The sequence below is a fragment of the Mesorhizobium sp. WSM4847 genome (assembly GCF_055811335.1).
In genome coordinates, this window is the sequence record NZ_JBVVPY010000001.1 from 34,354 (window position 1) to 55,089 (window position 20,736).

The 20,736-nt window shown below is 63.3% G+C and carries 17 protein-coding genes; 7 read left to right on the forward strand and 10 right to left on the reverse strand.

Annotated elements, in window-relative coordinates:
* Window positions 1-5: 5 nt before the first annotated feature.
* The 5 genes from AC0L28_RS00155 to AC0L28_RS00175 all read right to left on the reverse strand — a co-directional run bounded on the left by AC0L28_RS00155 (window position 6) and on the right by AC0L28_RS00175 (window position 7,674).
* On the reverse strand, window positions 6-1,328 hold the full coding sequence (locus AC0L28_RS00155; RefSeq protein ID WP_128167747.1) for an NAD(P)H-dependent oxidoreductase: 1,323 nt from the start codon (window positions 1,326-1,328) through the stop codon (window positions 6-8).
* A gap of 366 nt (window positions 1,329-1,694) precedes the next feature.
* Window positions 1,695-2,801, reverse strand: a complete 1,107-nt coding sequence (locus tag AC0L28_RS00160) for a mandelate racemase/muconate lactonizing enzyme family protein (protein WP_473474876.1) — start codon at window positions 2,799-2,801, stop codon at window positions 1,695-1,697.
* A 260-nt stretch (window positions 2,802-3,061) separates the two neighbouring features.
* Window positions 3,062-4,231: an efflux RND transporter periplasmic adaptor subunit gene (locus AC0L28_RS00165; protein ID WP_031255018.1), complete on the reverse strand. Its 1,170-nt coding sequence runs from the start codon at window positions 4,229-4,231 to the stop codon at window positions 3,062-3,064.
* A gap of 15 nt (window positions 4,232-4,246) precedes the next feature.
* Complete coding sequence (locus AC0L28_RS00170) at window positions 4,247-7,423, reverse strand: efflux RND transporter permease subunit (RefSeq protein WP_473474879.1); 3,177 nt, start codon at window positions 7,421-7,423, stop codon at window positions 4,247-4,249.
* Window positions 7,417-7,674: a hypothetical protein gene (locus tag AC0L28_RS00175; protein ID WP_023799452.1), complete on the reverse strand. Its 258-nt coding sequence runs from the start codon at window positions 7,672-7,674 to the stop codon at window positions 7,417-7,419. Before AC0L28_RS00175 ends, AC0L28_RS00170 begins: the two co-directional genes overlap by 7 nt.
* A 263-nt stretch (window positions 7,675-7,937) precedes the next feature.
* Between AC0L28_RS00175 and AC0L28_RS00180 the strand changes: the two genes are divergently transcribed.
* On the forward strand, window positions 7,938-8,519 hold the full coding sequence (locus AC0L28_RS00180) for a TetR/AcrR family transcriptional regulator (protein WP_023799451.1): 582 nt from the start codon (window positions 7,938-7,940) through the stop codon (window positions 8,517-8,519).
* Window positions 8,520-9,025: 506 nt separating this feature from the next.
* Here the strand turns inward: AC0L28_RS00180 and AC0L28_RS00185 are convergent.
* From AC0L28_RS00185 to AC0L28_RS00205, 5 genes are all read right to left on the reverse strand, one after another.
* Window positions 9,026-10,048: a LacI family DNA-binding transcriptional regulator gene (locus AC0L28_RS00185; protein WP_473474882.1), complete on the reverse strand. Its 1,023-nt coding sequence runs from the start codon at window positions 10,046-10,048 to the stop codon at window positions 9,026-9,028.
* A gap of 69 nt (window positions 10,049-10,117) precedes the next feature.
* Complete coding sequence (locus tag AC0L28_RS00190; protein WP_473474884.1) at window positions 10,118-10,912, reverse strand: ATP-binding cassette domain-containing protein; 795 nt, start codon at window positions 10,910-10,912, stop codon at window positions 10,118-10,120.
* A 3-nt stretch (window positions 10,913-10,915) separates the two neighbouring features.
* Window positions 10,916-11,902, reverse strand: coding sequence for an ABC transporter permease (locus tag AC0L28_RS00195; RefSeq protein ID WP_473474886.1), 987 nt, complete (start codon window positions 11,900-11,902; stop codon window positions 10,916-10,918).
* Window positions 11,903-12,021: 119 nt separating this feature from the next.
* Window positions 12,022-12,954, reverse strand: a complete 933-nt coding sequence (locus AC0L28_RS00200) for a substrate-binding domain-containing protein (protein WP_473474887.1) — start codon at window positions 12,952-12,954, stop codon at window positions 12,022-12,024.
* A gap of 255 nt (window positions 12,955-13,209) precedes the next feature.
* Complete coding sequence (locus AC0L28_RS00205) at window positions 13,210-14,367, reverse strand: fumarylacetoacetate hydrolase family protein (RefSeq protein WP_473474889.1); 1,158 nt, start codon at window positions 14,365-14,367, stop codon at window positions 13,210-13,212.
* Between the two features lie 259 nt (window positions 14,368-14,626).
* On the opposite strand from AC0L28_RS00205, the gene AC0L28_RS00210 reads away from it, so the two are divergent.
* From AC0L28_RS00210 to AC0L28_RS00235, 6 genes are all read left to right on the forward strand, one after another.
* On the forward strand, window positions 14,627-15,910 hold the full coding sequence (locus AC0L28_RS00210) for an NAD(P)/FAD-dependent oxidoreductase (RefSeq protein WP_473474891.1): 1,284 nt from the start codon (window positions 14,627-14,629) through the stop codon (window positions 15,908-15,910).
* Between the two features lie 85 nt (window positions 15,911-15,995).
* Window positions 15,996-16,883 carry an ABC transporter permease gene (locus AC0L28_RS00215; RefSeq protein ID WP_128167739.1) on the forward strand — a complete coding sequence of 296 codons (888 nt, stop codon included), beginning with the start codon at window positions 15,996-15,998 and terminating at the stop codon, window positions 16,881-16,883.
* Window positions 16,880-17,758, forward strand: coding sequence for an ABC transporter permease (locus AC0L28_RS00220; RefSeq protein WP_473474893.1), 879 nt, complete (start codon window positions 16,880-16,882; stop codon window positions 17,756-17,758). Before AC0L28_RS00215 ends, AC0L28_RS00220 begins: the two co-directional genes overlap by 4 nt.
* Complete coding sequence (locus AC0L28_RS00225) at window positions 17,743-18,813, forward strand: ABC transporter substrate-binding protein (protein WP_023799441.1); 1,071 nt, start codon at window positions 17,743-17,745, stop codon at window positions 18,811-18,813. Before AC0L28_RS00220 ends, AC0L28_RS00225 begins: the two co-directional genes overlap by 16 nt.
* A gap of 220 nt (window positions 18,814-19,033) precedes the next feature.
* Window positions 19,034-19,642, forward strand: coding sequence for a cupin domain-containing protein (locus AC0L28_RS00230; protein ID WP_023799440.1), 609 nt, complete (start codon window positions 19,034-19,036; stop codon window positions 19,640-19,642).
* On the forward strand, window positions 19,632-20,717 hold the full coding sequence (locus AC0L28_RS00235; protein WP_287236933.1) for an ABC transporter ATP-binding protein: 1,086 nt from the start codon (window positions 19,632-19,634) through the stop codon (window positions 20,715-20,717). Before AC0L28_RS00230 ends, AC0L28_RS00235 begins: the two co-directional genes overlap by 11 nt.
* Window positions 20,718-20,736 lie beyond the last annotated feature (19 nt).

The following is a 20,736-nucleotide window of genomic DNA, read 5'->3' on the forward strand; positions in this document are numbered from 1 at the left end:
GCGGATCAGGCGGCGTTCGTAACGAACCGTCCGTCCGACTGGTCGAGACGACGGCGGATCTGGGTTATCACCATCGAATCGTCGGGTACACAATTTTCATAGGTGAGGAAATCGCCTGTCTTGACCGGCTTGACCACCTTGGCGCGTTCGGCGAGGCCGAGCGGCAGGGCGCCGCGGGCGCGCGCGTCCTCCCAGGTCATGGCGAAGCCGCGATAGTCGTTCTCGCCGATCATGCCGAGCGACTGGCCAGGGGCAAGCTCGCTCTTGGCAACCGCCACCGCCTCGGCGACCGGATGGTCGAGCGGCTCCATGTCGGCGCGCTTGTAGACCACGGCGCGCGCCGCCGACAGCGGCACTTCCAGGCTGGTCAAATGATAGGGGCGGAAGATCGTGAAATACGGGCCCTTGCCGACCTTGAGGTCGATCATGCGCTCCAGCACGCGCGGATGCCTGGTCTCGATGATGCAGAACACGCCGGGCGCCACGCCCTTGCCGATCGAATAGTCGACCACGCCCTTGCGGTGCAGCACGCCGCCATCCTCGCGCGGGCAAAGCACGCCGGCGAGTTCCTCCAGCGTCGCGGTCGGGCCGTGCATGCCCGGCACGTCGGGCACCAGGCCGGTGGCGTTGGCGATCGCCACCATCTCGATCGCCGTCTTCGAGCCGTCGACGAACTCGACTAGCATGCGCGCGTTCATGTTGCGCTCGGCCGCCTCCTTCTCGTAGTCGGCCGGCATGGCATCGATCTTGAGCGGATTGTTCTTCCCCTTGCCGGCGGCGATGATGTTGAAGCCGAGGCTCCTGGCAAAGCCGATGATCTCCAGCGTGCAGGCCGGCTCGTCGCCGGCCGCACCGGTATAGACGACGCCGGCCTTGCGCGCCTCCTCCTTGAGGAAGCGGCCGATGGTGATGTCGGCCTCGACGTTGAGCATGACGATATGCTTGCCGTTCTTCATCACTTCAAGCGCGAACAGCGTGCCGATGTTGGGATTTCCTGTCGCGTCGATGATGACGTCGATGCGGCCGGCCGCAGCCAACGCATGCAGGTCTTCGGTCACCGCGATCTTGCCGGCCTCGATGGCGCGGTCGATCGCTGCCGCATTGCCGGCCTGCACGATATCCGAGCGGTCGTGGCCGGCGAGCAGCGCCGCATCGATCGCCGCCTGCGGCCTGACCTCGGAAATGGCGCCGATCCGCATGCCCGGCATCAGCGCGACCTGGACGACGATGTCGGTCCCCATCTGCCCGGCACCGGCAAGCCCGATGGTGATCGGTCCCTGCTGTTCAGCGCGCTGCAAAAGTTCCGCTGCAAATTGCGGATGGGCCATGTCGCTTCCTCCAGTTCCTGACGCGCCGCAGCGTCGAAGCCATCATTTTGAACATTCCTATTTGCAAATGAAAAATATTTCAACCGGCAATTCGGTAGCCGTTCCCACAAAACATTCTGTGATTTGATCTGTGCAAGCCCTGGCTTGCGGCTTGGCAGCGCAGTCAGTCAGCTAGGGCGCAGAAAGCGGTGATCTCTTGGGATGCAGGCGGCGACGACGGTGACATCCCTTCTCGCAAGCAAGCGAGTGCGACGAAAAAACTGATTTCATGGCTGCCCAGTTGCCGCTGCGCCTATCGCCAGCGACGAAGCCGCGCAACAGAGGGCGCTGGCCGGCATGCTCAGTCGGCGCATGCCAGCGTATCAGTCAGCTGCCGACCTCGAAGAAGGGCGCGCCAAGCAGGTCGGGAACAACGTCGATGCCGAGGCCCGGCCCGTCCGGAATGCCCATGCGGCTGCCCGAAACCGGCGGCTTGTTCGATGCAGTGCGCACCGTCACCCATTCGTGGAAGGCGATGGCGTGCAGCCGGCGCTCCTCCGGCGTCGACAGCGACAGATGCGCCATGGCTGATGTGTCGATCTCGGCGCCGCCGGTGTCCTCGACGGTGATCATGAAGCCCAGGTCGACGGCAAGGTCGCGGATCTGGCGCGTCTTGGTCACGCCGCCGAGCCGCGAGATTTTCAGCGTCAGCCCGTCAGCCGCCCCCTTGCGGTGGATGTCGAGCATGTCGTCCAGCGAGGTGACGGATTCGTCGAGCACCATCGGCTTGTCGAGCGAGCGGCGCACCGACATGCATTCGTCGATCGTGGTGCAGGGCTGCTCGAACGTGTAGTCGATGGCGCGCGTCGCGTCAGCGAACTGGCGCGCCTGATAGGGCGTCCAGCCGGCATTGGCGTCGCAGAAGATGACGGTGCCCTTCGGCACCGAAGCGGCGACCGCGGTGACGCGCTCGATGTCGTCATGGACGTTGCCGCCGACCTTGACCTGCAGCCGGTGAAACCCGTCCCTGACGATGCGCTTGGCCAGTGCGGCCATCGCGTCGACGGTGCCATGGGTGACGACCTTGTAGAGTTCCGCCGTCTCGCTCTCGCGCCCGCCGAGCAGCGTCACCAGCGGTATGTCGGCGGCGCGTGCAGCGAGATCCGAGCAGGCCATGTCGAGCGCCGATTTGATGTAGGGATGGCCCTTGAACACCGTGTCCATCAGCCTGCCGATACTGGCCAAGGCGCGAGGATCGTGGCCGAGCAGATGCGGCGCAATTTCGATGACGCCGGCGCGAGTGCCGGCCGAGAATGCCGGCGAGTAGAAATTGCCGAGCGGCGCCATCTCGCCCCAGCCGGTCAGCCCGCTGTCGGAGGTGATTGCGACGATCACCGCGTCAAACGCGGCGGCGACACGCTCCTTAGACATGCGGTAGGGCCCGTCCACAAAGGGCTGCACGACATGGTAGGCCTTGATGGTTTTGATCCGCAATTTTTCTGTCCGTCGCTGTGACGCCCTGACGAAGCCGCCAACCTGCATCGTCCGCTGGGCTCAACTGCCGTCAGGCCGGTTGCGCGTCAGGCCGGCGCGATCGGCCTTGACGCCTCTGGAAACACACTGTTCGAGGCAGCGCGCATAGGCAAGCAATTCTTCGAAGCTGTGCCGATGTCGCCGGCCTTGTCGAACTGCTCAGCAAAACGGCGCCCTCGGCATAGCCGGGGGCGCCGCTGGACCGGGCCTGATGGGGGGTATCAGGTGGCAGGTTTCTGTGGCAGCGGCGAGACAGGCATTCCCGGGCCGATCTTCTGCAGATTGCCTGTTATCACCTGGTCGCCTTCCGCTACGCCGCTCGAGATCGCCACCAGGTCGCCGTTGGTCGGCCCCAGCGAAACAATGCGCTGGTCGACAGTATTGTCCTTGCCGACGACGTAGAGATACTTGCCGAGCTGGCTCGATCCCAATGCCGTCTGCGGCACCATCAGTGCATCTGGCTGCTGCTTGATATGCAGCCTGACGCGAACATATTGGCCCGGCAGCAGCGTGAACTTGGCATTGCCGATCGTCGCGCGTGCGGTGATGGTGCCGGTCGAGCGATCGACCGTGTTGTCGATGAAGGTGAGCTGACCTCTCTGGCGCGGTTCCGTATCGCCGGGAAGCAGGACGTCGACATCGATGGGTCCCGTCGCGCGGGCTTCCTCGATCTGCGCCAGATCCGTTTCGCTCGGATTGAAGGTGACATAGATCGGGTCGAGCTGCACCAGCGTGTTGAGCACTGTGCCGGCGACGCTGACCAGCGTTCCGACCGAGGCCTGGTTGCGGCCGACGCGCCCGGCGAACGGCGCCTTGATTTCCGAATAGCTCAGATTGAGCTCGGCGGTCCGCACAGCCGCCTGGTTGACGGCGAGCGATGCTTGGGCCTCGCGCAAGCTGCTGGTGCGCTGGTCGAACGCATCCTTGGCGATGTATCCGCTCTTGGCCAGTTCGGTGCCGCGACCAAGGTTGGATCGTGCATAGTCGAGCGTTGCCTCGTCGCGCTGGACCTGAGCCTTCGCCTGTTCAAGGGCAGCCTGGAAATCTTCTGGAGCGATCTTGTAGAGAAGGTCGCCCTTCTTGACATCGCTGCCGTCGGGCGCGACCTGCTCCTGCAGATACCCCGGCACGCGCGCCTGCAACGTGATGCTGCGGATCGGCTCGGTGCGAGCGGCATAGTCGAGATAGATCGGGATCGTCTTCTTGACGACGCTCACCACTGGCACCGGCATGACAAAAGCCGCGGGCTCTGGCGCCGCGGGCTCAGGCGTTGCCGCCCCTGCCGTGCCGGCGTTGAGGCCGAAATTACCCATGTCGAGCAAGTGGACGCTGGCCATCGAGACCGCCCCCACGGCAACAGCCGCTCCCAACGCAATTTTCCATTTACGCATGATCATTCTCCAATTCTATTCGGCCGCTTCGGCCAATCGCTCGAAAGCGGGTTCGGCAGTTGGTTCAGTCGGTTCGGCGACAGGCTCGCTCTTGCTGCCGCGCTCGCGCAGCTGCTCGATCACCGCGTAGAAGACCGGCACGAACACCAGCGACAGGATCGTCGCTGCGACCATGCCGCCAAAGACGGTGGTGCCTATCGACTGGCGGCTGGCTGCACCGGCACCTGTCGAGAACATCAGCGGCAGCACACCGAGGATGAACGCGAAGGCGGTCATCAGGATGGGCCGCAGCCGCAGGCGCGCCGCTTCCATTGCGGCGTCGACGATGCTGAGACCTTCCTCGCGCCGGCGCCGGGCAAACTCCACGATCAGAATGGCGTTCTTTGCCGCCAGCCCGATCAGCATGACGAAACCGATCTGCGAATAGACGTCGATCTGCATGCCGCGCATAAGCAGGGCGACAAAGGCGCCGAACAGGGCAAGCGGCACCGCGAGCAGGACCATGAAGGGCATGGCCCAGCTCTCATATTGGGCGGCAAGGATCAGGAAGACGAAGACCATGGCGAGACCGAAGACGATCAAGGCGATCGATCCGGCCTTGAGCTCCTGATAGGTGATGCCCGTCCATTCGTAGCCGAAATCCTTCGGCAGCGCCGTGGCGGCGGCACGTTCCATCGCAGCGACCGCCTGGCCCGAGGAGAAGCCGGGTGCGGCACCGCCATTGATCAGGGCCGACGCATTGTTGTTGTAATGCGGGACGGTTTCCGGGCCGACGATAGGCACCAGCTTGCCGAGCGTGCTCAACGGCACCATGCCGCCGGAGGCATTGCGCACATAGAGCCGCGAAATGTCGGCCGCACCCGCACGCGCATCCTTGTCGGCCTGGATCGTCACCCGGAAGGTGCGGCCGAACAGGTTGAAGTCGTTCACATAGAGCGAGCCGAGATAGATCTGCAGCGTGTTGAACACGTCAGGCAGGCTGAGACCGAGCAGCTTCGCCTTGTTGCGGTCGAGGTCGTAGTTGAACTGTGGCGTCGAGGTCGAGAACGACGAGAACAATTGCTGCGGGTTGAGTTCGGGCTGCTTGCGCGCTTCGGCGAGCACGGCCTGCGTCGCGTCATTGAGCGCAGCGCTGCCGCGACCGGTCAGGTCCTCCACCTGGAATTCAAAGCCGCCGGTCGTGCCGATGCCTGGGATCGAAGGCGGATCGAAGCTTAGCGCGAACGCTTCCGGAAGTTCCATGAGCTTCGAGCGCACGTCGGCGACGAGCTTCGAGGCGCTCTGGTCAGGGCCGCGTTCGTCCCATGGCTTGAGGATGGCGAATTCCACCGCCGAGTTCGACTGGGCGGCACTGGTGAGGAAGTTCAAGCCGCTGATCGAGCCGACGATATCGACACCAGGCGTGTTCTGCAGGATTTCGCGCGCCTTGCGGGCCACCGCGTCGGTGCGCTCCAGGGACGCGCCGTCCGGCAACTGGATGACCACGAAGAAATAGCCCTGGTCCTCGACCGGAAGGAAGGTCGAGGGCAGGCGCTGCCAGACGAAATAGGTCGCGACAAGCCCAGCCGCGAACAGCCCGAGCATGATCCAGCGCAGGCGGATGAGGAAGCGCACACCATTGGCATAGGCATGCGACAGCCGATCGAAGCCCGTGTTGAACCAGCGGAACAGCACGAATTGCGTTGCCGGGCGGTGGCGCAGGAAAGCGGCGCTGAGCGCCGGGGTGAGCGTCAGCGAGACGAAGGCGGAGATGCCGAAGGAGATCGCCACCGTCAGGGCAAATTGGTTGTAGAGCCGGCCAGAAACGCCGGGTATGAAGGCGACCGGCACGAACACGGCCATCAGCACGGCGGTTGTGGCGATGATCGGGCCGGTGACCTCGGCCATCGCCGCGCGCGTCGCAGCCAGCGGTTTTAGGCCGGCCTCCAGCTGGCGTTCGACATTCTCGACGACGACGATCGCGTCATCGACGACGAGGCCGATCGCCAGCACCATGCCGAGCAGGCTGAGCATGTTCAGCGAGAAGCCGAACATGTACATGACGACGAGCGTGGCCACCAGCGACACGGGAATCGCGATCGTCGGGATGATCGTGGTGCGCCAGCTCTGCAGGAAGATGAACACCACCGCGACGACCAGGACCAGCGCCTCGCCGAGCGTGACCACCACGTCGTGCATCGACGCCGAAACGAAACGTGTCGTATCGTAATGCATGGCGTAGCTGACGCCCTTGGGGAAGCGGGCCGACAATTCCTGCATCTTGTCCTTGACGCGCTGCTGCAGATCGAGCGCGTTCGAGCCCGGCATCTGGTAGACCGCGAGCACCACGGTCGGGTCCTCGCCGAAGAACGCCGACGACGAATATTGCAGGGCGCCGAGTTCGATGCGCGCGACGTCGCGCAACCGCACCAGCGAACCGTTCGCGGCATCGGCGCGCACGATGATATCGCCGAATTCCTTGGGATCGCTCAGTCGGCCAACCGCGTTGACCTGCATTTCGAAAGCGGTGCCGGCCGGCGCCGGCGACTGCCCGATCTTGCCGGCCGCGACCTGGACATTCTGCTCGGCGATGGCGTTTTGGACATCGACGGCGGTGATGCCGAGATTGGCGAGTTTGTCGGGATCGAGCCATACGCGCATCGAATAGCGCCGCTCGCCGAAGATCTGCACGTCGCCGACGCCGGGCAGGCGCTTCAGCGGGTCGACCACTTGCAGGTAGGCGAGGTTGCTGAGCGCGACCGGATCGACAGAGCCGTCGGGCGAGGTGAGGTTGACGATCAGGACGAAGTTCGGGTTCTGCTTCTTGATCGTCACGCCGCCCTGGTTGACGATGGCAGGCAGCGAGGACGCCGCCTGTGACACGCGGTTCTGGACGTCGACGGCGGCGGTGCTCAGGGGATAGCCGACCTCGAAGGTAACGGTGATCGTCGACGAGCCGTCATTGGAGCTCGACGACGACATGTAGGTCATGCCTTGAACGCCGTTGATCTGCTGTTCGAGCGGCGTCGTGACGGTGTCGGCCACGACTTGCGCACTGGCGCCAGGATAGTTGGCGCTGACCACCACCTGAGGCGGCGTGATGTCGGGAAACTGCGAGACAGGCAGCAGGAAATAGCAGATCGTCCCGGCGAGCACCATGATGATGGCGATCGACGATGCGAAGATCGGACGGTGGATGAAGAAATTTACCATGACACGCACGCCTCGCCCGATGCTCTTGCCTGGCCAAAGGCCTTGGCCACCCTTGACAGCCGCCGGCTGCGGCTTTGCCCGGAATCTTCCAGGAAACGAGGCGGCGCCTTGCGGCTGCGGCCTTGCGCATCCGCAAGGCTACGCAGCATCGTCTCGAAAGAGCGCGGGTCGACACGGTCGGCCTGCATCAGCATCCGGATCATCGGATCCTTCACAACTTCGTCGATCGTCAAATCTTTGCGCTGCGACATCGTAGCGGCTCCTGGCTTTGGCGATCTGTGGCGTACGCCGCCGCAGATCGGGTGGTCTTCCTTTTCGCGGCCAAAGTCGCCTGGGGCGCAGTTTCATGCCTGGGCCGATTTGGCGGAGGCTGTTCACAGGCGCCTGCGAGATTGACACGAGGCAATGGGGGTGTTACCAGTAAGTAACATGTAGAAGTTACAGACCGGTAACACCCTAGTCAAGAGGTGTGCCGAGGGATTTTTCGGAAATCCCGGAAACCAAGGAGGTTTTGATGGAAGACGGCACTGCGGAACGCATCCGCCCCCGGGATCGCATCCTGGAGACGGCACGGGATATGTTCCACAAGCATGGCATCAAGGGCGTCGGCGTCGACGCGATCACTGAGGCCGCCGGTACCAACAAGATGACGCTCTACCGTCATTTCGAGTCCAAGGACGATCTGGTCATCGAGTGCCTGCGGGCGACCGCATGCAGCGCCAACGCGATGTGGCAAAAGTTCGAGGCGGAGCATCCGGGCGACAAGCTTGCGCAACTGCATGCCTGGGTCCGGATGGCAGCCGATTGCCTGATGATGGACGGCCGCGGTTGCGACATGGCCAACGCCGCCATCGAGTTGAGCGAGACCGACCATCCGGCCCGTCGGGTAATCAAGGAACTCAAGCAGGCTCAGCGCGACCGCCTCGTCGGCCTGTGTCGGGATGCCGGCATCGGCCAGGCAGAGCTTCTCGCCGATACATTGTCGCTGCTGCTTGAAGGCGCCCGTGTCAGCCTGCAAAGCGTCGGAGCCGAAGGCCCCAGCGCGCAGTTTGTCCGCATGGCGGAAGGCCTGATCACCTCGTTCAGGGCCAGATAGTCTCGCAAGCGGCGAAACGATCGCTGGCGTGTTCATTGCAAGCCGCGCCGCGAGTGCTCTTTTGCCTTGGCATGTGCTGTCATCTCACGTCTCCGTTGCCGGTCTGTCGCCGCGCTCTTGCGCGCGGCGGTCGCTGCTGGTTGTGAGCAGGCTAAGCCCAATAGCGAATTGGTGAGAGTGACAAGGGTGGCGGGATTCCAATGGGGCTGCGGCGCTGCCCGAACCAGCCAATGGCGATTGCCGCCGCCTTGCCCGACACCCAAGAACAAAAAAAGCCCGCTGCCGGGAGGAGGTGGCAGCGGGCTCGATTTCGAATACGGCGCGGGAGGAGGTGCGCCGCACTCAGCGTCGGCATCGCATCTGGGAGGAGTAGATGGCCGACAACTGCGAAACTAGCGGTTGCCCAATGATTCGGCAATAGCAAAAGATGCATAGCAGATGTGCAGATTCGCGCTATCAACCGAATATTAACCATCGCCGCGACCAACCGTGGCGCTTGCGTGGCATCACTGGACCGGAACGTTCTCCTTGAAGATCAGGCGCGGTTCGATGAATTTCCGCGTCAGATAGGGCGCCGAGGAAGCGATCGAGCCGAGCAGGCGAATGACTGATTGCTCGGCGATCAGCCGTGCATTCTGGTCGATGACGACATCGAGCAGATCGTCGACGAGATAGCCGCGTGTCGCCCTTGTCAGGTCGTGACAGATGAACACCGGCTTCCTTTGCGGCTTGGCTTCCAGCAGCGCTTTCGCCACGCCAGAGCGTCCGGCGCCGACGCAATAGATGCCGAGCAGTTCCGGCTCGTTGTGCAGCGCCTTCATCGTCGCCGTGTAGCTGATATCAGGCTCGTCGTTGATCTCGACGGCGCTGGTCACGGTCAAATTGCGGAACTCCTCGCTGAGCACCGAGCGAAAGCCCATTTCGCGTTCTTCATGCCCGCGATAGGAGCGTGAGCCGACGATCATTGCCAGATGGCCCGTGCGGCCGCCCAGGAAACGTCCCATCAAAAGGGCTGCGGTGCGCCCGGCGACACGGTTGTCGATGCCGACATAGGCCGATCGCGGCGCGCCCGGAACGTCCGACACCAGCGTGACCAGGCGGATGCCGGCTTCGACGATCTCGCGCAGGATGTTGCGCGTTCTCGGGTGATCGATGGCGATGACGCCGACGCCGTTCGCCCTAAGCGAGAGGTTTTCGACCGCCGCCTGCAACGCGCTCGGCGAGATGCCGGCGAGCTTGTGGATCCGACAGGAGGCGACAAGTGGCAAGCGTGCGGCATAGTCCTCGATATGATTTGCCAGATCCATCATGAAGGCGTTCGAGCCGATCGGCAGGAAGAACTCGAGATGCGCCGGCCGCGAGGGCAGCGTGACCTGATCCACGACCGGCAAATAGCCAAGCTGCTTGGCCGCCTCCATCACCCGCTGCCGGTTGGCGGCGCTGGCGCCCGGCCGGTTGTTCAGCACCCGGTCGACCGTCGCGGTCGACAGCCCGCAGCTTCTGGCAATGTCCGCAACGGTGGCTTTCATAGTCGCAGTCATAGGAGCCGATGTGATCCTGTACCAGAGATACGGCCAACCCGGCTTCCAATTGGCCACTCAGCCTTGTGGTTGCTTCCCCTGCACGATGGCGTCACGGATCTCCTTGTCGGACATGCCGGTGATGATCCGTTCGACTTCCGCGACGTTGGTGTTCTTCGGATCGATATCGTCGGCAACCACCTTGCCGCGGCGCATGACCACGATGCGGTCGACCACCTGGAAGACGTGGTGGATGTTGTGGGCGATGAAGATGCAGGAATGGCCCGAATCGCGGGCGCTGCGCACGAAGCTCAGCACACCTTGCGTCTCGGCGACGCCGAGATTGTTGGTCGGCTCGTCGAGGATGATGAGGTCGCTGTCGAAATGCATGGCGCGCGCGATCGCCACCGCCTGCCGCTCGCCGCCGGAGAGCGAGCCGATTGGTGTGGTCGGCGGGATGTTCTTCGAGATGCCGACCTGCTTGAGCAGGTTCCGGGCGACCACATTCATCGCCTCCTGGTCCATACGGTTGAGGAAACGCGGCGGCTTGATCGGCTCGCGCCCGAGGAACAGGTTGCGCGCGATCGACAATTGCGTGACCAGTGCGGAGTCCTGGTAGATCGTCTCGATGCCCTGGGCGATGGCGTCGCTGGTGCTGCGCAAGTCCACCTTCCTGCCGCGGATGAAGATGTCGCCGCTGGTCAGCGGGACCGCACCCGACAAGACCTTGATCAGCGTCGACTTGCCGGCGCCATTGTCGCCGAGCAGACCGACGATCTCCTTTTCGTTGACATGGAAATTGGCGTCCACGAGCGCCTGCACGCGCCCGTAGTGCTTGCGGATGTTTTCCATGCGGACAAGCGGCTCAGTCATGGTTCAAGTCCCCGCCTGATGCCGGCGTTCCAGCCATGAGTGGAGCGCCATCATGCCGAGGATGATCGCGCCGATGAAGATGTTGTAGGCAAGCCCAGGCACGCCGATCAGCACGATGCCGTTGCGCATCACGCGCAGGATCAGGATGCCGAGCACAGTACCGATGATGGTGCCGCGTCCGCCGGTCAGCGCCGTGCCGCCGATCACCACCATGGCGATGACTTCGAGCTCGTAGCCGGTGCCGCTGTTCGGGTTGGCGGCCGAAGTGCGCAGCGAGCTGATGACGCCGGCAAGCGAAGCCATGATCGACGACAGGATGAACAGGCCGATCTTGACGCCGCTGACATTGACGCCGCGCGCCCTTGCCGCATTGGGGTTGCCGCCGGCCGCCTGGATCCAGTTGCCGGTGCGGCTCTGCGTCAGCACGTAGCCAAGTGCGATCGCGGCTGCGATGAACCAGAACAGCGACATGTAGATACGGAACGGCCCGATGAAGAAATCACCGACCAGCGCCTCGGCGAGCCAGCTGCCTTCGGCGCTCCAGGTGCGTTGCGGAAATCCGCTGGTGACGAACAGAGCGGTGCCGCGCACGACCAGCAGCATGCCGAGCGTCACCAGGAAGGATGGAATCTTGAGTTGCGTCACGAACCAGCCATTGACCAGCCCGATGAAGGCGGCAACCAGCAAGGCCAACACGAAGCCGGCCTCCAGCGAGGTGAGGCCGCTGTTGAAGAGCGTCCACATCAAGACGGGTGAGAAGCCGAACAGCGATCCGACCGAGAGGTCGAATTCGCCTGAAGTCATCAACAGCGTCATCGCCAGCGCAATCAGGCCGAGCTCGACCGTGAAGGCCAGTATGTTGCTGATGTTCTGTGGCGACAGGAAGTCGTGGTTAAACCCCCAGAACACCGCGAGCTCGACGACAAGCAGCACGAAGGGCCCGAATTCCGGCCTGGCGATCGAGCGTTGGATGATGGAACCGTTTTCCACGTTGGACCCGCGACATGGTTGGAACTGGCCAAGCCCGATATCGCATGAGGCGGTTCGAGGCTCAGCGGGATGATGGGGATGATCGTGGCAGGCGTGCCGCGACCATCCCGATCGCGGTTTTATTTGCCGGACAGGATGTCGTCGTAGACCTGCGCGGTGTCCTTTTCGTAGAGCGCGCCGGTGATCACGTCGAAGCCGGGCGGAATGCCGCTGGCGGCCATGTTGGCGATCGAAAGCGCCACATAGCTGGTCGCCTGCGGATCCTGCCATTGTGCGGCGTTGACGTAGCCGGTCAGCACCTCCTGGGTGGTGTCGAGCGAGTTGCCCCAGCCGACGACCGGGATTTCGCCCGGCTTGATGCCGGCCTGGTCGAACACCCGCTTGATCGAGCCGGTCACCAGGTCGCCGAGGCCAATGATCGCCTTGACCTTGGCCCTGTTGGCGGTGAGATAATCGACCATGCGGTTGATTGCTTCGGCCTGGTCGAGCGTGGCCTCGGTGATTTCATAGGTGATGCCGAGCGGCCCGAAGACGCTCTTGATGCCCTCTTCTTCCTGGACGCCATAGGTGGCGCCGGGGATTTCAACCGGCATCCAGACAAAATCGCCCTTCTTCACCAGGCCCTTGTCGACCAGATACTGAGCCCAGTTCTTGCCGAAGGTGACGTTGTCGCCGCCGACATAGGCGTTGAAGTCCGCCTTCGGATCGGGCGTGTTGAAGTTGATGATCGGGATGTTTGCCGCTCGTGCCTCCTTGACGAGCTCGATAAGGCTGCCCGGGTCAGGGCTGGTGGTGGTGATGCCGTCGGCTTTTGCCGCGATGGCGGCGCGAACAGCCTCCTGCTGGGACGACACGTCGCCATTGTGGAACGAGGTGTTGACGGTGTTGCCGGTGTCCGTCGCCCATTGCTTGGCGCCGGCGAGGAAGTAGGTCCAGACCGGATCGGCCGGACCGCCATGCGAAATCCAGTAGAAGGTCTTGGCCTGTGCCGCCGCCGGAATCGCCAGCGCCACGATCAAGCCTAATACAAATAGTCGTAGCCTCGTCAGCATTTGATTTCCTCCCATTTTGAAAACGTCCTCCAGCTCCGGCGACGATCACGGCAAGCCTGACCGTATTCTTGCCAGCGGCGATCTGGATGCATCAGAGCATCCGCTTTTTCGATCAATGGCAAGCCTCCATTTGCCAGTGGTAGTCGGCGCACGACCACGCGCCATCAGCCATCCCATCAGATCGCATCAGTTTGGCTGATATCTTTTGCGGCAAGCGGTCTCGGCGCCGAAGACGAGGCGCAGGCGGGACGGAAGCTAGATCAGGTCGACCCTGGCAAGGTCGCGCAAGAGATGGCTGGCGCCGTAGGTCCAGTGGGGACAGTCGGGCGACAGCCGTACCCGGTTGATCAGGGCGCCGAATTTCTCCGATGAGATGGTGACGATGTCTCCGACCTTGTGCGTGAAGCCCTTGCCCTTTTCGCCGCGATCCTTCGACGGCACGAACATGGTGCCGAGGTAGAGCGCCAGCCCGTCGGGGTACTGGTGATGCGGGCCCATGGCGGCGGCGACCAGTTCTTCGGGCGAGCGGCTGATCTCGGCCATCGAACTGGCGCCCTCCAGCGAGAAACCATCCTCGCCCTCGACCTTCAGCCGCACGGTGGCCTGCTTCACGTCACCAATGGAAAAGTTATCGTCGAACAGCCGGATGAACGGGCCGAGCGCGGCCGAAGCGTTGTTGTCCTTGGCCTTGCCGAGCAACAGCGCCGAGCGCCCTTCGACGTCGCGCAGATTGACGTCGTTGCCGAGCGTGGCGCCGACGATCTTGCCGCTGCCGGCGGCGATCATGGCGATCTCCGGCTCGGGATTGTTCCAGGTGGAGACCGGATGCAGGCCGACATCGGCGCCGAAGCCGACCGACGCCATCGGCTGGCATTTGGTGAAGATTTCGGCGTCGGGGCCGATGCCCACTTCCAGATATTGCGACCAAGCGCCGCGCTGGATCAGCTTGGCCTTGATCTCCATCGCCTCCGGCGAGCCTGGCTTGAGCTTCGACAGATCGTGGCCGATCAGCCCGGCAATGTCGGCGCGAATGGCGTCCGCCTTCTCGGCCGAGCCGCGCGCCTGCTCCTCGATGACCCGTTCGAGCAGACTGACGACGAAGGTGACGCCCGATGCCTTGATCGCCTGCAGGTCGACCGGAGAGAGCAGGTACGGTTTTTGCGGATCGCGCGCGGCCTGGAAACTGTTGGCGGCGATTGCATCGAGCGATCCGATCGGTTCGCCCGCGGCGGTGTGGACGTAGCCTGCTGGGTCGGGCATCTCGCAGACGTCGCGCACGGTTGGTGCCATGCTGGAGGTGATGTCGAAGACCGTGCCGCCGCGTACCGTGACCACCAGCGGATGCGATGCTTCGCTCGTCCGGGCGCGGCCAATGAAGAGGCCCTCGTCGGGCAGGAGGGTGGCGTTCGTCATGGCTTGCGGTCCTCTGCTGTCTTGTTCTGCGTCGTCGCTGCGGACCGATGGTTCATCAAAAGCCTGGCCGCGGCGGCGGCACTTTCAACAAATTCCCGACAAAGGTCTATCCCGTTCCTCGCGGTCGAGCCCCTGCGCTGCATTTCGCAGTGGCGGACGCCTTCCTCTTCAATCCCCCTGATGCCGAGATCAAAGGCTCTTTCAAAATCATGAAATCGTCACTAGGATTTTCATTTGACGAAGTACATTCAGGTGACTCTTGCCCCTAGCGTTTTCCGATCCGATCTGGCGGAAGCCGCCGGCGGCCCCTGCGTTCCGGTCGCTTTTTCCCGGCCGCCAGCGTGCCGATCTCGTCATTGTGGGTGGCGGGATTCTCGGTCTGTCGACAGCCTTGCATGCAGCCCGGTTCGGCCTTGCCGTGCAGGTGCTGGAAGCCGGCGAAATCGGCCAAGGCGCATCGGGCCTGAATGGCGGTCAGGTCATCCCCGGCCTGAAATATGATCCGGAATGGCTGCTGGAGCATTTTGGCTCCGAACGCGGCGAGATCCTCGTCAATTTTGCCGCCTCGACGGCGGACGCCGTCTTCGAATTGATCCGCGACGAGAAACTGGCGGTTCCGTTCGTCCGCAATGGCTGGATCCAAGCAGCGCACACCGAGACGGCGCTGAAGGCGGCGGCGAACAGGGACCGGCAGTGGCGGAACCGTGGCGCCGATGTCCGGCTTCTGAGCCAGACCGAGATCGCCGCGTTGACTGGCGCGCAGGGCTATCTCGGTGGCTGGCTCGACCGCCGCGCCGGCGTGATTGATCCGCTTGCCTATACGTCGGAACTGGCACGGATCGCCTCGGCCGCGGGCGTGAAGATCGCCGAACACCAGAAGGTGATACGCCTCGACAACAACGCCGGCATTTGGCGCATCTCGACGGAGGGCGGCGCCGAATTGCAGGCCAAAGCGGTCATTCTGGCGACGAACGCCTATACCGGCGACCTGCTCCCTGGTCTCGCCGAAACGATCGTTCCGCTGCACTCCTTCCAGATCGCGACAGCACCGCTGCCGTCCGATCTGGCGGTCGGGATTCTACCGGAACGGCAAGCAGTATCGGACTCACGTCGCATCCTCGTTTATTACCGCAAGAGTGCCGACGGGCGGCTGGTGCTCGGCGGGCGCGGCCGAATGGCGCTGCCGACCAGCGAAAGTGATTGGGCGCATCTCGAGCGCGCGCTGCTCCGGCTCTATCCGGCGCTATCCGGAGTCGCCATCGAAAAGCGCTGGTTTGGCCGGGTGGCGATGACGTCGGATCACCTCCCGCATATCCACGAGCCCGAGCAGGGCCTGATGGCAGTGGTCGGCTGCCAGGGCCGTGGCGTCGGCCTGATGACCGCGCTTGGCGAGCGCATTGCTGGCTATCTGGCGAGCGGCGACGCCAGGCAATTGCCGTTCCCGGTCTCGCAGATCCGGCCGATCCCATTCCACGTCTTTCGGCAGGTCGGCGTCGCCGCGACGATCGCCTGGTATCGTATGCTGGATGCATTCGAGCGCTGATTTTATGCCGATGCAGGAATCAGCTTGACAGTTTCAGGATTCTGAAAAATTCTTGAGTGATTTCAAATTTCGATGGGCAACCCCGATGTCGACCATCGTTGCAAGGCAGCCGCTGCCGGAGTCCCGATCCTCGACGGGTTTCCGGTTGGCCATGCTGCTGCCGGGCGGGCTGGTCACCTTCTTCCTGATCCTGTTTGCCCTCGGCCTCGTGGTTTTCCTCGCCCTTCGCGGCAATGACGGTTCGCTGCTGGGCGCCGGTTTCACTTTTGCGAATTTCATCACCGTGGCATCCGACCCGCTCTACTGGACGGTAACGCTGCGCTCGCTGGCCATTGCCGGCCTGGTGACGCTGGCGACGGTCGTCACCGCCTATCCCGTCGCCTACTACCTGGCCTTCCATGCCGGACGGCGGCGCGGGCTGCTGCTGTTTCTGGTGACGCTGCCGTTCTGGACCAGCTATCTCTTGCGCGTTTTCGCCTGGAAGATCGTGCTTGCCTACAATGGCGTGCTGAACTCGGCGCTCATCGAAAGCGGCATCTGGTCCGAACCGACACTGGCGTTTCTCAACACGCCGGCCGCCGTCGTCGTCACGCTGGCTCACGCCTATGCGCCGTTCGCCATCCTGCCTATCTATGTGGCGCTGGACACGATCCCGAAATCGCTGCTCGAAGCTGCTTCCGATCTCGGCGCCAGACCGTTCACCAGCTTTCGCCGCGTCGTGCTGCCGAATTCGATGCCGGGGGTGCTGGCGGCGGCTCTCGTCGTCTTCGTGCCGACGGTCGGCGATTATGTCACCCCGGCGCTGGTCGGCGGCCCTGCCAGCACCATGATCGGCTCGCTGATCCAGGCCCAGTTCGGCAAGGCAAATGACTGGCCGTTCGGCGCAGCACTCGCCGTTGCCGTCATGCTGGTCATCCTTGCCGTGGTGCTGGTCGTGCGTTCCGCCGACCGCAGGTTTGGCAGCCGCACATGAGCGCCGCGCGCATAGACGCAACGCAAGGTGGCCGCTGGCTCGGCGCCTACGTGCTTGTCTATCTGGTATTCCTCTATTTGCCGATCTCGCTGATCCCGCTGTTTTCCTTCAACGATTCGATCCAGGCGGCGTTTCCGCTGCAAGGCTTCACGTTTGAATGGTACACGACGCTGTCCGGCAATTCGGCGCTGTCCGGCGCGCTTGCCAACAGCCTCGTCATCGGTGCAATTGCCGCCACCGGTGCCACGCTCTGCGGCATCACCGTGTCCTACATGGATCTTTTTGGCCGTTCGCCGCTTGCCTTCACGATCAGCGCTATCGCGCGGCTGCCGATACTGATCCCCGGCGTCATCGTCGGCATCTCGCTGCTGATCCTGGTCAACCTCATTGGCTTCGGTCCGTCACGCACCGCCATCGTGCTCGGCCACATATTGGTGGCGCTGCCGACGACGGTGGTGATCATGAAAAGCCGCTTCGCCGCTATACCCAAGACCATCCACGAGGTGGCACTCGATCTCGGCGCCTCCGACTGGACGACATTCAGGCGGGTCATGCTGCCGCTCAGCCTGCCCGCCATTGTATCAGCGTTCATGCTGGCCTTCCTGATCTCCTTCGACGAGTTCATCGTCGCCTTCTTCCTCGCCGGCACCGAACCGACCTTGCCGCTTTATATCTGGAGCCAGCTGCGTTTCCCGAAATCGCTGCCGACCGTCATGGCACTGGGCACGGCCATCCTGGCCGTGTCCTTCGTCATCGCGGCAATTGCCGAAATCCTGCGCCATCGCGGGCTCGCCGCCGCTCAGCGGCCAGTGCCCGCCAACCTGCCCAAACCAGAAGAAACCGAAAGAGGAGAACTGCAATGGCATTCGACCTGAAATCGATAAATCGCAAGACAGTCCAAGCCGGATTGGCAGCCTTCGCGCTGGCGCTTTCGTCGACCGTCGCGCTTGCGGCCGACAAGCTGCAATATTTCACCTGGTCGGGCTACGAACTTCCCGACTTCAACAAGAGCTTCCTCGCCGCACACCCCGATGGCGTCGAGGCCTCGATGTTCGGCGACGACGATGACGCCTTCACCAAGGTCAAGGCCGGTTTCCGTCCTGACGTCGCGCATCCCTGCTACGACAAGGTGGCGCGCTGGAACAGGGAAGGCCTGCTGCAGCCAATCGACACCAAGCGCATCAAGAACTGGGATTCGATCTTTCCGGTTTTCAAGAACCTGCCCGACCTGCAGGCCGGCGACGGCAAAGTCTGGATGGTGCCGTGGGACTGGGGCAACACCTCGATCCTTTACCGCACCGATCTGGTGAAGAACCCGGAGCCGAGCTGGAACCTTTTGTGGGACAAGCAATATGCCGGGCGCATGGCGACGATCGATGCCGTCCACGACACGCCGGTGGTGGCGGCGCTTCTCGCCGGTGTCAATCCGTTCGACATGACGCCGGAACAGATGGAAAAGGTGGCTGAAAAACTGCGCGAGCAGCGCCCGCTGCTCTCCAACTACACCACCGACATGACCTCGGTCGAACAGGCGCTGGCGAGTGGCCAGTTGGTCGCCGCCATGACCTGGAACGCGTCGGCCACCTCGCTGAAGAAGCAGGGCGTGCCGGTCGAGTTCATGAAGCCTAGGGAAGGCATGCTGACCTGGTCGTGCGGCTTCGTCATGCTCAAGGACGCCAAGAATGTCGACCTCGCCTATGATTTCATCAACAGCCGGCTGGAGACGGATTCGGGAAAATACCTGATTCAGACCTATGGTTACGGCAGTTCAAACAGCTCGGCCTTCGCCGCGGTGCCGAAGGAGGAACTGGAAAAGCTGCAACTGCCGTCCGATCCGGAAGTGATGCTGAAGACTACCGTCTTCACCGGGCCGATGAAACAGAATGACGAACTCGCCAAGATGTTCGAGAAGGTCAAGGCAGGCGGCTGAGTTCGCTCTTCCTTCTCCCCTTGTGGGAGAAGGTGGATCGGCGCGTAGCGTCGAGACGGTAGAGGGGTGCTGGACAGAATGCGGGGTTTGCCAAGCTGGAACACCCCTCATCCGTCCGAGCGGAGCCTGCCCTCGGGCTTGCCAGAGGCAAGACCCGTGGGCTCGGCCACCTTCTCCCACAGGGGGAGAAGGGAAAGTGCTGGCGAACGAGGAAGTATGCATGGATATACTGGACCAAGCGGCTGAAAAGCCGAAAGACGACGCCGATGTGCGGGTCGGCCGGCGCGTGCGGGCGCTCAGGCTGGAACGCAGTCTTTCGCTGGCCGAGCTTGCCGCCAAGGCCGGCGTTTCGATCGGTGCGCTCAGCCAGATCGAGCGCGGCTTGTCCTCGCTTCGCGTCAAGGTGATCTGGCCGCTCGCCGCCGCTCTCGACATCGAGCCGTCGGCGCTGATTGCTGACGGCAACGATGCCGTCAGCGATCTCTATTGCGTGCGCGCCAACAGTCGGCGCCAGATCCCGGTGAAGTCGGAAGGCATCGCCAAGGCGCTGCTGTCGCCGCCGGCCGCTACGCTCACCGGCATGCTGGTGACGGTAGAAGCCGGTGGCGGCACCGTCGAAGCCTACGCCCATCCCGGCCACGAATTCGGTTTCGTCCTGTCGGGCGAGGTCGAACTCGTGATCGATTCAACCACCTACGGGCTGAAGACCGGCGACAGCTTCGCCTTCAAGAGCACCTTGCTGCATGCCTTCCGCAATCCGGGCGCCGAGCGCTGCCAGATCCTCTGGGTCAACACGACCAAGCCGTCCGAGGTTCGCGATGGCGCCTGATCCTCTCGTCCGGCTGGAGGCGGTGTCGAAGATTTTCCCCGGCGGCATTGTCGGACTCGACGCCGTCGATCTCAACATTGCCCGCGGCGAGTTCCTGACCTTGCTCGGCCCATCTGGCTGCGGCAAGACCACTAGCCTGCGGGTGATCGCAGGATTCGAAAGCCCGTCGAGCGGACGGGTGCTGCTCGACAGCCGTGACATTACTTCGCTGCGGCCGTTCGACCGTCCCGTCAACACCGTGTTCCAGGACTATGCGCTGTTTCCGCACATGGACGTCGCCGAAAACGTCGGCTTCGGCCTGTCGCTGCGCAAGCTTTCCGGGGCAGAACAGGCAAAGCGCGTCGGCGAAGCGCTCGACATGGTTGGCCTTGCCGAGAAGCTCGGCGCCCGCGTGTCCGAATTGTCTGGCGGCCAGCGTCAGCGCGTCGCGCTTGCCCGTGCGATTGTCTGCGAACCACGTGTGCTGCTGCTCGACGAGCCGCTGTCGGCGCTCGATGCGCATCTGCGCGAACAGATGCAGGTCGAATTGAAGCGGCTGCAGTCGCGGCTCGGCACCACTTTCGTTATGGTCACCCACGACCAGACCGAGGCGCTGTCGATCTCCGACCGTATCGTCGTCATGAACAAGGGCCGCATCGAGCAGATTGCGCCGCCGGCCACGCTCTACGACCGGCCCGCCACCAAATTCGTCGCCAGTTTCATCGGCACGATGAACCTGCTGCAGTCGCGCTTTGTCGGCCGTGACGGCGATCGGTTGCGTTTCGCCGCCGGCGCCCTGCCGCTCGAAGCCACGTCGGAAACCGGCGAAGTGCCGGGAGAAGGCGCGGTGCGAACCATCGGAGTGCGTCCGGAGGATCTTTTGGCGGCGACCGAAGCAGCGACCGGCACCGCGCCGGTGCGGGTGAGCAGCATCGTCTTTCACGGCCGCACCTTGCGCCTGCACGCCGAATTGGGGCAGGGGATACCAGTGGTGATCGATGCGCCACGCCGGGCGGAAGGTTTTCAATTCAGCGTCGGCGACGTGGCGCATATCAGCCTGCGCCGCGGCGCTAACTGCCCTATGCTGCCCATCTAACCCTATCCTTCCAGAAAAC

What these genes read in the sequence shown, in the direction of transcription:
- AC0L28_RS00155 (WP_128167747.1), bottom strand. Translation starts at nt 1,328, where the DNA reads ATGGCCCATCCGCAATTTGCAGCGGAACTTTTGCAGCGCGCTGAACAG.
- AC0L28_RS00165 (WP_031255018.1), bottom strand. Translation starts at nt 4,231, where the DNA reads ATGCGTAAATGGAAAATTGCGTTGGGAGCGGCTGTTGCCGTGGGGGCG.
- AC0L28_RS00170 (WP_473474879.1), bottom strand. Translation starts at nt 7,423, where the DNA reads ATGGTAAATTTCTTCATCCACCGTCCGATCTTCGCATCGTCGATCGCC.
- AC0L28_RS00175 (WP_023799452.1), bottom strand. Translation starts at nt 7,674, where the DNA reads ATGTCGCAGCGCAAAGATTTGACGATCGACGAAGTTGTGAAGGATCCG.
- AC0L28_RS00180 (WP_023799451.1), top strand. Translation starts at nt 7,938, where the DNA reads ATGGAAGACGGCACTGCGGAACGCATCCGCCCCCGGGATCGCATCCTG.
- AC0L28_RS00185 (WP_473474882.1), bottom strand. Translation starts at nt 10,048, where the DNA reads ATGAAAGCCACCGTTGCGGACATTGCCAGAAGCTGCGGGCTGTCGACC.
- AC0L28_RS00190 (WP_473474884.1), bottom strand. Translation starts at nt 10,912, where the DNA reads ATGACTGAGCCGCTTGTCCGCATGGAAAACATCCGCAAGCACTACGGG.
- AC0L28_RS00200 (WP_473474887.1), bottom strand. Translation starts at nt 12,954, where the DNA reads ATGCTGACGAGGCTACGACTATTTGTATTAGGCTTGATCGTGGCGCTG.
- AC0L28_RS00205 (WP_473474889.1), bottom strand. Translation starts at nt 14,367, where the DNA reads ATGACGAACGCCACCCTCCTGCCCGACGAGGGCCTCTTCATTGGCCGC.
- AC0L28_RS00215 (WP_128167739.1), top strand. Translation starts at nt 15,996, where the DNA reads ATGTCGACCATCGTTGCAAGGCAGCCGCTGCCGGAGTCCCGATCCTCG.
- AC0L28_RS00220 (WP_473474893.1), top strand. Translation starts at nt 16,880, where the DNA reads ATGAGCGCCGCGCGCATAGACGCAACGCAAGGTGGCCGCTGGCTCGGC.
- AC0L28_RS00225 (WP_023799441.1), top strand. Translation starts at nt 17,743, where the DNA reads ATGGCATTCGACCTGAAATCGATAAATCGCAAGACAGTCCAAGCCGGA.
- AC0L28_RS00230 (WP_023799440.1), top strand. Translation starts at nt 19,034, where the DNA reads ATGGATATACTGGACCAAGCGGCTGAAAAGCCGAAAGACGACGCCGAT.
- AC0L28_RS00235 (WP_287236933.1), top strand. Translation starts at nt 19,632, where the DNA reads ATGGCGCCTGATCCTCTCGTCCGGCTGGAGGCGGTGTCGAAGATTTTC.